Origin of the sequence: Streptomyces sp. NPDC005774 (assembly GCF_042871645.1) — a bacterium.
GTDB lineage: Bacteria > Actinomycetota > Actinomycetes > Streptomycetales > Streptomycetaceae > Streptomyces > Streptomyces pratens.
The window spans coordinates 39738-53708 of record NZ_JBIAIV010000049.1; the positions used below are offsets into that span (position 1 = coordinate 39738).

12 protein-coding genes and 1 pseudogene are annotated in these 13971 nt (G+C 69.4%); 10 read left to right on the forward strand and 3 right to left on the reverse strand.

Going from position 1 to position 13971, the window contains the following annotated elements; translation table 11 throughout:
* Positions 1-226: 226 nt before the first annotated feature.
* Positions 227-1732, forward strand: a complete 1506-nt coding sequence (gene eccD, locus ACFYQA_RS31690) for a type VII secretion integral membrane protein EccD (RefSeq protein ID WP_388925264.1) — start codon at positions 227-229, stop codon at positions 1730-1732.
* Positions 1733-1789: 57 nt separating this feature from the next.
* Here eccD and ACFYQA_RS31695 read toward each other — a convergent pair whose 3' ends face one another.
* Positions 1790-2071 (reverse strand): DUF397 domain-containing protein, encoded by a 282-nt coding sequence (locus ACFYQA_RS31695; RefSeq protein WP_388925238.1) that lies wholly within the window; start codon positions 2069-2071, stop codon positions 1790-1792.
* A gap of 314 nt (positions 2072-2385) precedes the next feature.
* Between ACFYQA_RS31695 and rpsO the strand changes: the two genes are divergently transcribed.
* The 5 genes from rpsO (at position 2386) to ACFYQA_RS31720 (ending at position 7892) form a co-directional block, all read left to right on the forward strand.
* Positions 2386-2673 (forward strand): 30S ribosomal protein S15, encoded by a 288-nt coding sequence (rpsO, locus tag ACFYQA_RS31700; protein ID WP_042168273.1) that lies wholly within the window; start codon positions 2386-2388, stop codon positions 2671-2673.
* A 362-nt stretch (positions 2674-3035) separates the two neighbouring features.
* Positions 3036-5249, forward strand: a complete 2214-nt coding sequence (locus ACFYQA_RS31705; protein ID WP_388925240.1) for a polyribonucleotide nucleotidyltransferase — start codon at positions 3036-3038, stop codon at positions 5247-5249.
* Positions 5246-6625 carry a M16 family metallopeptidase gene (locus ACFYQA_RS31710; RefSeq protein ID WP_388925243.1) on the forward strand — a complete coding sequence of 460 codons (1380 nt, stop codon included), beginning with the start codon at positions 5246-5248 and terminating at the stop codon, positions 6623-6625. The genes ACFYQA_RS31705 and ACFYQA_RS31710 overlap by 4 nt, the downstream gene beginning before the upstream one ends.
* Positions 6626-6680: 55 nt before the next feature.
* Positions 6681-7433 (forward strand): 4-hydroxy-tetrahydrodipicolinate reductase, encoded by a 753-nt coding sequence (dapB, locus tag ACFYQA_RS31715; protein ID WP_388925246.1) that lies wholly within the window; start codon positions 6681-6683, stop codon positions 7431-7433.
* 15 nt (positions 7434-7448) lie between these two features.
* Complete coding sequence (locus ACFYQA_RS31720; protein WP_388925249.1) at positions 7449-7892, forward strand: hypothetical protein; 444 nt, start codon at positions 7449-7451, stop codon at positions 7890-7892.
* A 190-nt stretch (positions 7893-8082) separates the two neighbouring features.
* On the opposite strand, the gene ACFYQA_RS31725 is transcribed toward ACFYQA_RS31720, so the two are convergent.
* Together ACFYQA_RS31725 and ACFYQA_RS31730 are read right to left on the reverse strand one after the other, a co-directional pair.
* Positions 8083-8637, reverse strand: coding sequence for a hypothetical protein (locus ACFYQA_RS31725; RefSeq protein WP_388925252.1), 555 nt, complete (start codon positions 8635-8637; stop codon positions 8083-8085).
* Positions 8638-8821: 184 nt separating this feature from the next.
* Positions 8822-9055, reverse strand: a complete 234-nt coding sequence (locus ACFYQA_RS31730; protein ID WP_388925255.1) for a hypothetical protein — start codon at positions 9053-9055, stop codon at positions 8822-8824.
* A 263-nt stretch (positions 9056-9318) separates the two neighbouring features.
* Here ACFYQA_RS31730 and ACFYQA_RS31735 point away from each other — a divergent pair.
* The 4 genes and pseudogenes from ACFYQA_RS31735 to ACFYQA_RS31750 all read left to right on the forward strand — a co-directional run.
* Positions 9319-9528 (forward strand): annotated as a pseudogene (locus ACFYQA_RS31735) (FAD-dependent thymidylate synthase); the annotation flags it as partial.
* Positions 9526-10755, forward strand: coding sequence for an FAD-dependent thymidylate synthase (gene thyX, locus ACFYQA_RS31740; RefSeq protein ID WP_388925267.1), 1230 nt, complete (start codon positions 9526-9528; stop codon positions 10753-10755). The pseudogene ACFYQA_RS31735 and the gene thyX, both read left to right, overlap by 3 nt.
* Positions 10756-10973: 218 nt before the next feature.
* Complete coding sequence (gene dapA, locus ACFYQA_RS31745; protein ID WP_388925258.1) at positions 10974-11873, forward strand: 4-hydroxy-tetrahydrodipicolinate synthase; 900 nt, start codon at positions 10974-10976, stop codon at positions 11871-11873.
* 158 nt (positions 11874-12031) lie between these two features.
* The gene (locus ACFYQA_RS31750) at positions 12032-13717 is read left to right on the forward strand and encodes a ribonuclease J (protein ID WP_388925261.1); all 1686 of its coding nucleotides are present in this window, start codon (positions 12032-12034) and stop codon (positions 13715-13717) included.
* Positions 13718-13971: the final 254 nt, after the last annotated feature.

Consider the following 13971-nt stretch of genomic DNA (forward strand, 5'->3'; position numbering starts at 1 on the left):
CTCACCCACCGGCGAACGATAGGGTGCCGGATGTTCCCGTGAACACATGCGAACCCGCCGGATGCACGGGGCATCCCGTGAACTGTGCGCGGTACGGCGACTCCGGGCCCCGCTCGGCGGTTTCCCGCCCGTCCCGCACAGCCCGTCCTGCGGCGGACACCGGGAAAGAGGTGCAGGACCATCACACCGCAGGCACAGCAGCACTGAGGGGGAGCAGCACGTGAGCATGACGGCCTCCACGGCGGCCACCCGCACGGGCGGACCCGGCCGGGCAGCCCCGTCCGGGGCGTTGCCGGGGCTCGGCTTCTGCCGGGTCACCATCGTCGCGCCCGACAGCCGGATCGACGTGGCGCTGCCCGACGACGTACCGGTGGCCGACGTCTACCCCGAGATCCTCAGGCTCTCCCGGCAGACGGCCGCCGAGGGCGCCCCGGTCGGCTACCACCTGGTCCGGCGGGACGGCACCGTCCTCGACAGTTCCCGGTCCTTCGCGGCGCAACGCATCCTCGACGGCGAACTCCTCACCCTCCGCCCCTTCTCCGAGTCGCTTCCGCCGGCCGTCATCGACGACGTCTCCGAAGCGGTTGCCGCCGCGGTCACCCGGGACCGGTCCCTGTGGCACGGCGACCTCACACGTGCCGCGGGCCTCGTCGGTGGTGGCGTGCTGCCCGCCCTGCTCGCGTTCGTCGCCTGGAACGCCGACCCGCGGCACGACATGCACGGCCTGCCCGGCATCCTCGCGGGCATCGCCGGCGTCCTCCTCGTCGTTCTCGGCTGTGTCCGCGCCCGCGTCTACGACGACCGGGCCGCCGCCATCGCACTGGGTCTCGGCGCGCTCCCCGCCATGGGGGTGGCCGGCTCGGGCCTGCTGTCGCTCTCCGAGGGGCAGGGCGTCGGGAAGCTCCAGTTCCTGCTCGCCTGCGCGGCCGTGCTGGTGGCCTCGGTGATCCTCGCCCTGTGCTCCCCGCGTGGCGACGGCCCGTTCGTGGCCTTCGTGGCCGCCTCGGGCCTCGCCCTGGTCACCACCTTCGTGGCACTCCTGCGGGACTGGACGTCGGCCGAGATCGCCGCTCTGTGCGCTCCTGTCGCCATCGGCGCCCTGGCCTTCCTGCCGGGCATGTCCATGCGCTTCGCCCGTCTGCCCATCGGCTTCGAGGCACCGCACACCACCTCGCGCGCCTACGGCACCGATCCCGAGCCCCATGAGCCGGTGGACGCCGAACGCATCGAGGCCCAGGCCCGCCGCGGCCACGAACTCCTTGTCGGCCTGGTCGGCGGCTGCTCGCTGCTCGCGGTCGGCTCCGCCCTCGTGCTCGGCTTCTCCGACGACCTCTGGGCGCTGCTGCTGGCCCTGGCCACCGGAATCGCGCTGCTCATGCGGGCGCAGTTGTTCCGCTACACCGCGCAGGTCGCCACTCTGCTGGCCGCGGGGCTCGGCTCCCTGGTCGCGCTCGGTATCGGCCTGGCGCTCAACCCGCCGGCCGCCCTGATCCGCGAGGCCCTGACGGGGGACCGGACCGACCTCGACATCCGTACGATCTGGCTGGTCGCGGCCGTCGCGGCGGCGTCGGCGCTGATCACCGCGATCGGGCTGGTGGCCTCACGCAGCGGGCTCACACCCTTCTGGGGCCGCTTCCTGGAGATCGCCGAGGGCTTCGTCCTGCTGACGCTGGTGCCGCTGACGCTCGCCGTCTTCGATGTGTACTCGTCGGTGCGGTCGATGACCGGCTGACGCGCGACGTCCGGGAGGGCGCACAGGCGCGTGCACGCTCCCGGACGCGTACGGCGGTCATTCCGTCTCGGGACCCGCCGGCTCCAGGTCGAACTCGCCGTCCCGTGCGCCGAGCACGAAGGCACGCCACTCCGCCTCCGTGTACCGCAGCACCGTGTCCGGGTCGAGGGAGGACCGCATGGCCACCGCGCCGTCGGGCAGGTAGGCGATCTCGACCCGTTCCTCGTGCTCCTCGGTGCCCGGCGCGCTGTGCCACTCGGCGCCGGAGATGTCGAGTGCGTAGAGCTCGTCCTTCTCCCGCTCCTTGCGTGCCTTGATCTCCTCAGCCGTCTCCGCCATGTCGCAGCGACCCCTTCCCGACGTATGACCGGTCCGACGACCGGTCCGTCGGACCGGTCCGGCGACCGGTCCGATGGACTGGTACGAGCGCTCACATTAGTGGCCCCCAGCGTCCCACCTGGGCGGTTCCGCGGACCGTGGTAAGGGGGCCTGCCATCGGCTGGTACTCTGAGTGACGGACGTATGTGTACGCACCCTCGGAGCACTGCTCCGGAGGCCGCGCCCTGCGGATCCCGCCTTCCGAGTCATGGAAGATCCCCCGAGGTGAAGACCGGGGGCGCTCGGTGGCCAGTCACAGACCATGAGGAGTACGCGTGTCGCTCGACGCCGCTACGAAGAACCAGATCATCGCCGACTTCCGCACCAAGGAAGGTGACACCGGCTCCCCCGAGGTCCAGGTCGCTCTTCTGTCCCGTCGGATCTCCGACCTGACGGAGCACCTCAAGACCCACAAGCACGACCACCACTCCCGTCGTGGTCTGCTCATCCTGGTCGGTCAGCGCCGCCGACTGCTGCAGTACCTCGCCAAGAAGGACATCCAGCGCTTCCGTGCGCTGGTCGACCGCCTCGGCATCCGTCGTGGTGCGGCGGGCGCCAAGTAAGACGCCGTGACGGGAGCGGTTCCCCTGGGGAAAGGGGACCGCTCCCTTTGCTGTACGTGCGGAGTGTCACCACGTCTTTGTAGTGTGGTAGCACAAGGCAAGAGCACCGACTCGCTGTGACGACCGGTACCGACCAGGTCGCGGCCGTCACCGGCACCATCCCCGACGTCCCCCCGGACGTTCCGACACACGAGGGGAAGCGCACCTCGCCGCCGCCGGTCCTCGGTAGTGGCCCCCGGGTGAATGAACCCGGGAGCTTCGATCGAAGACCGGCCCGCACCGGACGGCGCGCTTCTCCACCCCGTCCCCCCGCCACACGGGCGAGGCGGGACGAAAGACGACAAGTAACGGAGAACCCACTGGTGGAGAACGAGACCCACTACGCCGAGGCCGTCATCGACAACGGCTCCTTCGGCACCCGCACCATCCGCTTCGAGACGGGCCGCCTCGCCCGGCAGGCCGCCGGCTCCGCCGTGGCCTACCTGGACGACGACACCATGGTGCTGTCGGCCACCACGGCCTCGAAGAACCCCAAGGACCAGCTCGACTTCTTCCCCCTCACGGTGGACGTCGAGGAGCGGATGTACGCGGCCGGCAAGATTCCCGGCTCCTTCTTCCGCCGGGAGGGCCGGCCCTCCGAGGACGCGATCCTCACCTGCCGCCTCATCGACCGCCCGCTGCGCCCGTCCTTCAAGAAGGGCCTGCGCAACGAGATCCAGGTCGTCGCCACGATCATGGCGCTCAACCCCGACCACCTGTACGACGTCGTGGCGATCAACGCCGCCTCCGCGTCCACGCAGCTGGCCGGTCTGCCCTTCTCCGGCCCGATCGGCGGCGTCCGCGTCGCGCTGATCCGCGGCCAGTGGGTCGCCTTCCCGACGCACACCGAGCTCGAGGACGCCGTCTTCGACATGGTCGTCGCGGGCCGCGTCCTGGAGGACGGCGACGTCGCGATCATGATGGTCGAGGCCGAGGCCACCGACCAGACCATCAAGCTGGTCGAGGGCGGTGCCGACGCCCCCACCGAGGAGGTCGTCGCCGCCGGCCTCGACGCCGCGAAGCCCTTCATCAAGGTCCTCTGCAAGGCCCAGGCCGACCTCGCCGCGAAGGCCGCCAAGCCGACCGGTGAATTCCCGATCTTCCTGGACCACCAGGACGACGTCCTGGAGGCGCTGACCGGCGCCGTCCGCCCCGAGCTCGCCCAGGCGCTCACCATCGCCGGCAAGCAGGAGCGCGAGGCCGAGCTGGACCGCGTCAAGCAGCTCGCCGCCGAGAAGCTCCTGCCGGAGTTCGAGGGCCGCGAGAAGGAGATCTCCGCCGCGTACCGCGCGCTGACCAAGTCCCTGGTCCGCGAGCGCGTCATCAAGGAGAAGAAGCGCATCGACGGCCGCGGAGTCACTGACATCCGCACCCTGGCCGCCGAGGTCGAGGCCATCCCGCGGGTGCACGGTTCCGCGCTGTTCGAGCGTGGCGAGACCCAGATCCTGGGCGTCACCACCCTCAACATGCTCCGTATGGAGCAGCAGCTGGACACCCTTTCCCCGGTGACCCGCAAGCGCTACATGCACAACTACAACTTCCCGCCGTACTCCGTCGGCGAGACCGGCCGCGTGGGCTCCCCCAAGCGCCGCGAGATCGGCCACGGCGCCCTCGCCGAGCGCGCCATCGTGCCGGTGCTCCCGGCCCGCGAGGACTTCCCCTACGCGATCCGTCAGGTGTCCGAGGCCCTCAGCTCCAACGGCTCGACGTCCATGGGCTCGGTCTGCGCCTCCACCATGTCGCTGCTGAACGCCGGTGTGCCGCTCAAGGCCCCCGTCGCCGGCATCGCCATGGGCCTGATCTCCCAGGAGATCAACGGCGAGACGCACTACGTCGCCCTCACCGACATCCTCGGTGCGGAGGACGCCTTCGGTGACATGGACTTCAAGGTCGCCGGCACCAAGGAGTTCGTGACCGCCCTCCAGCTCGACACCAAGCTGGACGGCATCCCCGCCTCCGTCCTGGCCGCCGCCCTCAAGCAGGCCCGTGACGCCCGCCTCCACATCCTCGACGTGATGATGGAAGCGATCGACACGCCGGACGAGATGTCCCCGAACGCCCCGCGGATCATCACCGTCAAGATCCCCGTGGACAAGATCGGTGAGGTCATCGGCCCCAAGGGCAAGATGATCAACCAGATCCAGGAGGACACCGGCGCCGACATCACGATCGAGGACGACGGCACCATCTACATCGGTGCCGCCCAGGGCTCGCAGGCCGAGGCCGCCCGCGCCACGATCAACAGCATCGCCAACCCGACGATGCCGGAGGTCGGCGAGCGCTACCTGGGTACCGTCGTGAAGACGACCACCTTCGGTGCGTTCGTCTCCCTGATGCCCGGCAAGGACGGACTGCTGCACATCTCGCAGATCCGCAAGCTCGCCGGTGGCAAGCGCGTGGAGAACGTCGAGGACGTGCTCGGCGTGGGCTCCAAGGTCCAGGTCGAGATCGCCGAGATCGACTCCCGCGGCAAGCTCTCCCTCATCCCCGTGATCGAGGGCGAGGACGACGACAAGAAGGCCGACACCGACCAGTGACGTCCCACGGCTCCAAGGCGACGGCCCGCACCTCCCCGGAGGCGCGGGCCGTCGCCCGTACCCAAACCCTCATCCAGGGCGAGAACGGCATCGGCACCGTCCGCAGGACCACCCTCCCCGGCGGGCTGCGCGTCGTCACCGAGACCCTCCCCTCGGTCCGCTCCGCGACCTTCGGCATCTGGGCGCACGTCGGCTCCCGCGACGAGACCCCCGCGCTGAACGGCGCCACCCACTACCTGGAACACCTGCTCTTCAAGGGCACGCACCGCAGGTCCGCCCTGGACATCTCCGCCGCCATCGACGCCGTCGGCGGCGAGATGAACGCGTTCACGGCCAAGGAGTACACGTGCTACTACGCGCGTGTGCTCGACACCGACCTGCCGCTCGCCATCGACGTGATCTGCGACATGCTGACCGGCTCCCGCATCCTCGAGGAGGACGTCGACATCGAACGCGGCGCGATCCTCGAAGAGATCGCGATGACCGAGGACGACCCCGGCGACGGCGTGCACGACCTGTTCGCGCACACCATGTTCGGCGACAACCCACTGGGCCGTCCCGTCCTCGGCACGGTCGACACGGTCAACGACCTCACCGCCGACCGCATCCGCCGCTTCTACAAGAAGCACTACGACCCGACCCACCTGGTGGTCGCCTGCGCGGGCAACATCGACCACGACCAGGTCGTACGCCAGGTCCGGGAGGCCTTCGAGGCGGCCGGCGCGCTCAAGGACCCGGACGCCCGGCCGATCGCCCCGCGCGGCGGACGGCGCACGCTGCGCACCGCCGGCCGCGTCGACGTGATCGACCGGAGGACCGAGCAGGCGCACATCCTCCTCGGCATGCCGGGCCTGTCCCGCACCGACGAGCGCCGGTGGGCCCTCGGCGTGCTCAACACAGCCCTCGGCGGCGGCATGTCCTCCCGCCTGTTCCAGGAGGTCCGGGAGAAGCGGGGCCTGGCCTACAGCGTGTACTCGTACACCTCGGGCTTCGCCGACTGCGGCCTGTTCGGCGTGTACGCCGGGTGCAGGCCGTCCCAGGTGCACGACGTGCTGAAGATCTGCCGCGACGAACTCGACCAGGTCGCCGAGCACGGTCTGCCCGACGACGAGATACGACGTGCCATCGGCCAACTCCAGGGCTCCACCGTCCTCGGACTGGAGGACACCGGCGCGCTGATGAACCGTATCGGCAAGAGCGAACTGTGCTGGGGCGACCAGATGTCGGTCGACGACATGCTGGCCCGGATAGCCTCGGTCACCATGGACGATGTCCGCGCGGTCGCCCGCGACGTCCTGGGACAGCGGCCCTCGCTGTCGGTCATCGGCCCGCTCAAGGACAAGCAGGTGGCCAGGCTGCACGACACGGTCGCCTAGGGCCTGCCCGGCCCGACCTCACGGTTTCGACCTCTCCGGTAAGGAAGCAAGGAAGATGAGCAAGCTGCGTGTGGCGGTCCTCGGAGCCAAGGGCCGCATCGGGTCCGAGGCGGTACGGGCCGTCGAGGCCGCCGACGACATGGAACTGGTGGCCGCGCTCGGCCGGGGTGACCGGCTGGAGACCCTCGCCGAGACCGGTGCCCAGGTCGCCGTCGAACTGACCACCCCCGCCTCGGTCATGGGAAACCTCGACTTCTGCGTACGCCACGGCATCCACGCGGTCGTCGGCACCACCGGCTGGACCGACGACCGCCTCGCACAGCTGACGGGCCTGCTCGACCAGTCGCCGGAGACGGGCGTGCTCATCGCACCGAACTTCTCCATCGGCGCCGTGCTGACCATGAAGTTCGCGCAGATCGCGGCCCCGTACTTCGAGTCCGTCGAGGTCGTCGAGCTGCACCACCCGGACAAGGTGGACGCCCCCAGCGGCACCGCCACCCGTACCGCCCAGCTCATCGCCGAGGCCCGCCGCAAGGCCGGCAGCGGCACCGCCCCGGACGCCACGGTCACCGCCCTGGACGGCGCCCGCGGCGCCGACGTGGACGGCGTCCCGGTGCACGCCGTCCGGCTGCGCGGCCTGCTGGCCCACCAGGAGGTCCTGCTCGGAGCCGAGGGCGAGACCCTCACCGTCCGCCACGACTCCCTGCACCACAGCAGCTTCATGCCGGGCATCCTGCTCGGCACCCGCCGCGTGGTGACCACTCCCGGCCTGACCTTCGGCCTGGAACACTTCCTCGACCTGAACTGAGCCCGAGCCCACCCCATGCGCGCGAAGATCTCCTACGCCATCACGGCCGCCGTCCTGGTCGTCTACTTCGTCCTGGTCGGCAGCCGCGGTGTGCTCCTCATCCAGGCCGGGACGCCCCTCACCGTCACCTTCGGCGTGGCGGTGCTCATCCTGCCGGTCATCGGCGTGTGGTTCCTGTGGAAGAACACCGAGTTCGTCCGCAACGCCAACCGGCTCGCCGCCGAGCTCGACGCACAGGGCGGACTGCCCGTGGACGAGCTCAAGCGCCTGCCCAGCGGCCGCGTCGACCGCGACTCGGCCGACGAGGTCTTCGCCCTGCGCAAGGCCGAGACGGAGGACGCCCCCGACGACTGGCGCAGCTGGTTCCGGCTCGCCGTCGCCTATCACGACGCCCGGGACACCCCGCGCGCCCGCAAGGCGATGCAACGCGCGATCGCCCTGCGCAAGACGGCCCCCTGACGGCCCCCTGACGTCCCGCCGAGCCGGTGACCCCTCCCGCACCCGAGCACAACAGGGCGACCGCGGCAGGGCCATTGCGACAGGACGACCGGCAGGAGGACGACCGGCAGGGCAGAAAGCGACCCGGGGACCGGTCCGCGTGTGCGGACCGGTCCCCGGGTCGTACGTGTGCGCAGCGGCTCGGTCCGGCTCAGACCCGCCGGTACTCGTCGGCCCAGACCTCCACGGAGTCGGCCGCCCGGTCGAAGGCCGCGTCCCGCCCCAGGAAGTCCGCGTTGTGCGAGGTCAGCAGCGGCTGTACGGGGGCCGTCGACCGTCCCCGCCGGACGAGCAGCAGCGCCTGCCCCTGCACCGTCCGCGGCATCCCCAGCCAGCGCACCGGCTGCTGCACCGTGTGCACCGAGACGATCTGGTCCCACGGCGTCGTACGGGTGGTGAACGGACTCACCTGCCGCAGTCCATGGGCACTCACCCACGTGCCCATGCGCAGCAACCGCAGGGCGCCGACGATGACGACCAGTGCGGTCCCGAAGACCATGCCGGCCGACGACAGCGATGCCGTAGCCGCGATGATCACCGCCGAGAACAGCACGAACGAGGCGAGCAGCAGCAGTATCGCCGCCGCTCCCACCCGCCACGGGCCCGGCCGGTACGGGCGCCGCCAGCGGTCACGGTCGTGGTACGGCAGCGCGACATCGTCAGCCGTCTCGAAGGCGCGGTCGGCCGTCAGGAAGGGCAGGGGCACGGCTGGGTCCTCACTCGATCCATGCGTGGGCAGTGCCCGGTGAGGCTACCGATCCGTGGTACCTCCCACCACTCTCGGGGTCCGGTTGGGGCCGGCCCCCGTCCCTGTGGGCGGTTCGGCGTGCGGCCGGACCCTCTGCCGGTGTGCGGCCGAGGAGCCGGTCCGGTGTCCGTCCAGCGTGCGTTCAGCGTTTGTCGGACGCCTCTGAGTGCTCGGTCCCCGTGGCCGACCCGTCCGTGGACAGCGCGGGCATCCCGATCACCAGGGATCCCACCAGCCCGGCCACGACGCAGATCCCCAGCAGCCAGCGCCCGGCCAGCTCGCCGGCGGAAGCCCGCTCGCGCGGCGGGGGCATGACATTGCTGCGGAACTCATCGGAAAGGAAGGCGAACGGCACGGATTCCCGTCGACCGAACATCAGTGGTACTTCTCCCCTCTAAACCTGAGAACCTCGAACGAATCGCTCTCACCGACACAAACGAACGACACCGGCAGAAGGTGCCCAGACGGTGAAAATCCGTCCCGGCACGGCCCATCTCCCGCTGTGGCGGGCGCCCCGTAGAGTGGTCGCCGACCTGCAGCCGTGATGTGACCGGAAGGACCCCCTTGACCTCCGCCGACGATCCCCAGCCGTCAACGCCCGCTGACGTCACCTTGCGGAGTGACGTCACCGTCGAACTGGTGAAGTCCAGCGCCTCGGACTCGGACGTCCTGTTCGCCGCCCGCGTATCGACCCTCGGCGAGCAGTCGATCGGGGAACTGGAGAAGGACCCGGAGCGTTCCAAGGGCCTGATCAACTACCTGATGCGGGACCGGCACGGCAGCCCGTTCGAGCACAACTCCCTGACGTTCCTCGTCAGCGCCCCGATCTTCGTGTTCCGCGAGTTCATGCGCCACCGGGTCGGCTGGTGCCTGCCGGGTGACGCCAGGATCCGCGTCGGCACCAGCAAGAACGGCAAGACCAAGCGCATCGCGGACATCCATCGGGACTGGAAGATCGGTGTGCCCGACTCGATGGGGCGCACGCGCAGACTGAAGTCCTGTCAGAACCTCCTGGCCGACACCATCGACCTGGATACCGGGCTGGCGGAGAAGGCGCGCATGGTCGACGTCTTCGAGTCCGGCGTGAAGCCGATCCTCAAGGTCTCGACAACCAACGGCAAGGTTCTGCGTTGCACCGCGGAGCACCGTGTATGGACGCCTGAAGGCTGGGTCCGCGCCGGCGACCTGCGCGTCGGCGACCGGGTCGGGCGGCTCGGTCGGGTGGAGGTCGGCGAGCGGGTCGGAATCCCGAAGCGCCTGCGCGAGGGGATCCAGATCTGGACCACCGAGCAGCGAGCCGATCTCATCGCGCCCATGGACCTCTGCTACCTCTGCGAGGAGAAGTTCGAGGCGAAGGACCTGGCGCTGGACCACGTCATCCCCGTGGACGCCGACCTGACCAAGTCGCTCGACGTCTCGAACCTGCGACCGGCCTGCAAGTCGTGTCACCAGCGGAAGACCAACGGCGAAGGCGTGCCGATCGGAGTGCGCCGCCGCGCCCTCCAGAACGGTGTGCGCTGGGAGGGCGTCGTCTCCGTCGCCCCCGATGGGGAGGAGATGACCTACGACATCTCCATGCCGCCGCCGCACCACAACTTCATCGCGGACGGCTTTGTCGTACACAATTCGTACAACGAGGAGTCCGGGCGCTACCGCGAGCTCCAGCCGGTCTTCTACGTCCCCGGCGAGGACCGCAAGCTGGTCCAGCAGGGCCGCCCCGGCAAGTACGAGTTCGTCGACGGCACCCCCGAGCAGTACAAGGCTGTCACCGACGCCATGGAGGAGTCCTACCGGCAGTCGTACGCCGCGTACCAGGAGATGCTGGCGGCCGGCGTCGCCCGCGAGGTCGCCCGCGCCACCCTCCCGGTCGGTCTCTTCTCCTCGATGTACGCCACCTGCAACGCCCGCTCGTTGATGCACTTCCTCGGCCTGCGTACCCAGCACGAGCTGGCGAAGGTGCCGTCCTTCCCACAGCGGGAGATCGAGATGGTCGGCGAAAAGATGGAAGCCGAATGGGCCCGGCTCATGCCGCTCACCCACGCCGCCTTCAACGCCAACGGACGCGTGGCCCCGTAGCCCGGGGGACGGGCTCCGAGCCCCGGTCGGGCACACGTGTACGGTCAGCCCCCCGAGGCGTCCGGATTGCGGTATTTCCAGTAGTTCATCTAGCCTGATCAAACGGGCCCGGCACTGACTGAACCCCCGAGCAGGCAGTGCCGGGCTCTCCCTTCGCCCCCACTTGTCGCCTCCCCCGAGGGCAGACCCTGCCCCGAGCAACGAGTAGCGTGTAACCCATGGCTCCGACCTCCACTCCGCAGACCCCCTTCGGGAGGGTCCTCACCGCCATGGTCACGCCTTTCACGGCGGACGGCGCACTCGACCTCGACGGCGCCCAGCGGCTCGCCACCCACCTGGTGGACGCAGGCAACGACGGCCTGATCATCAACGGCACCACCGGCGAGTCCCCCACCACCAGCGACGCGGAGAAAGCGGACCTCGTACGGGCGGTCCTGGAGGCGGTCGGAGACCGTGCCCACGTGGTGGCCGGGGTCGGCACCAACGACACCCGTCACAGCATCGAACTGGCCCGCACCGCGGCGCGCACCGGCGCGCACGGCCTGCTGGTCGTCACCCCGTACTACAACAAGCCCCCGCAGGAAGGCCTGTACCGGCACTTCACGGCCATCGCCGACACCACCGAGCTGCCGGTCATGCTCTACGACATCCCCGGCCGCAGCGGTGTCCCGATCAACACCGAGACGCTCGTTCGCCTGGCCGAACACCCGCGGATCGTCGCCAACAAGGACGCCAAGGGAGACCTCGGCCGTGCCGGCTGGGCCATCGCCCGCTCGCGCCTCGCCTGGTACTCCGGCGACGACATGCTGAACCTGCCGTTGCTCTCCGTGGGCGCCGTCGGCTTCGTCTCGGTCGTCGGCCACCTCGTCACGCCCGAGCTGCGCGCCCTGGTCGAGGCGTACACCTCGGGGGACGTCCAGAAGGCCACCGAGATCCACCAGAAGCTGCTCCCCGTCTACACGGGCATGTTCCGTACCCAGGGCGTCATGACCACCAAGGCGGCGCTCGCCCTGCAGGGCCTGCCCGCCGGACCCCTGCGCGCCCCCATGGCCGCGTGCACGCCGGAGGAGATCGAGCAGCTCAAGATCGATCTTGCCGCCGGCGGGGTACAGCTCTGACAACAGACTTCGCGCGACCGCTCGCGCAACCTGACTTCACAACTGAATAAGCGGCGGGCCACCGGTGCCCGCGCACCACAACGACAACTGCTTCTGCACCAACGTCATGCGCGCCACGTGCCCCACCGGGACGTGGCGCGTGTGGTGAGGAGAGTCTTTTGAGTCATCCGCATCCTGAACTCGGCCGGCCGTCGCCGCTCCCCGCGAACGGCCTACGTGTCACCCCACTCGGCGGTCTCGGCGAGATCGGCCGCAACATGACGGTCTTCGAGTACGGCGGCCGCCTGCTCATCGTCGACTGCGGCGTGCTCTTCCCCGAGGAGGAGCAGCCGGGAATCGACCTGATCCTGCCGGACTTCACGTCCATCCGGGACCGCCTCGACGACATCGAGGGCATCGTCCTCACACACGGTCACGAGGACCACATCGGTGGTGTTCCCTTCCTGCTCCGCGAGAAGCCGGACATCCCACTGATCGGCTCCAAGCTGACCCTCGCCTTCATCGAGGCGAAGCTCCAGGAGCACCGCATCCGTCCGTACACCCTGGAAGTGACGGAGGGGCGCCGCGAGCGTATCGGCCCGTTCGACTGCGAGTTCATCGCGGTCAACCACTCGATCCCCGACGCTCTCGCCGTGGCCATCCGCACGCCCGCGGGCATGGTGGTCCACACCGGCGACTTCAAGATGGACCAGCTCCCGCTGGACAACCGCCTCACGGACCTCCACGCGTTCGCCCGGCTCAGCGAGGAAGGCATCGACCTCCTCCTGTCCGACTCGACGAACGCCGAGGTCCCGGGCTTCGTCCCGCCCGAACGGGACATCTCTGACGTTCTGCGCCAGGTTTTCGCCGGCGCGCGCAAACGGATCATCGTGGCGAGCTTCGCCAGCCACATCCATCGCATCCAGCAGATCCTGGACGCGGCGCACGAGTACGGCCGCCGGGTCGCCTTCGTCGGCCGCTCCATGGTCCGCAACATGGGCATCGCCCGCGACCTCGGTTATCTCAGGGTTCCGCCGGGCCTGGTCGTCGACGTGAAGACGCTGGACGACCTGCCGGACAGCGAAGTGGTCCTGGTGTGCACGGGTTCGCAGGGCGAACCCATGGCCGCCCTGTCCCGGATGGCCAACCGCGATCACCAGATCCGCATCGTCCAGGGCGACACGGTGATCCTCGCGTCGTCCCTCATCCCCGGCAACGAGAACGCGGTCTACCGCGTCATCAACGGCCTGACCCGCTGGGGCGCCAACGTCGTCCACAAGGGCAACGCCAAGGTGCACGTCTCGGGTCACGCCTCCGCCGGTGAACTGCTGTACTTCTACAACATCTGCCGTCCGAAGAACCTGATGCCGGTGCACGGCGAATGGCGCCACCTGCGAGCCAACGCCGAGCTGGGCGCCCTGACCGGTGTCCCGCACGACCGCATCGTCATCGCCGAGGACGGAGTCGTCGTCGACCTGATCGACGGCAGAGCGAAGATCTCCGGCAAGGTCCAGGCCGGGTACGTCTACGTCGACGGCCTGTCCGTGGGAGATGTCGGCGAGCCGGCCCTGAAGGATCGCAAGATCCTCGGCGACGAGGGCATCATCTCGGTCTTCATGGTGCTCGACTCGTCCACCGGGAAGATCACCGGCGGCCCGCACATCCAGGCACGTGGCTCCGGCATCGAGGACGCCGCCTTCACCGCCGTACTGCCGAAGATCGTCGATGTCCTGGAACGGTCCGCCCAGGACGGCGTCGTCGAAGCGCACCAGATGCAGCAGCTGGTACGCAGGACCCTGGGCAAGTGGGTCTCCGACACCTACCGACGCCGGCCGATGATCCTGCCTGTCGTCGTGGAGGTCTGACGGCCCGTAGGGCAGCCCGTACACGAGAACTGGCAGCGGGGCACCTCGATTTGCATCGGGGCGCCCCGCTCCAGTACGTTTACACCTCCCACCGACCGGGAACCCCGACTGCTTCACGCATCGGATCCAGTCCCCGGAGGGTCGGGAAATTCGACTCAGAACTTCTGATAAAGTCGGAACCGCCGGAAAGGGAAAGCGCGAAAGCGGAGACCCGGAAGGCGAAACCCCGAGGAAATCGGATCGGAAAGATCTGA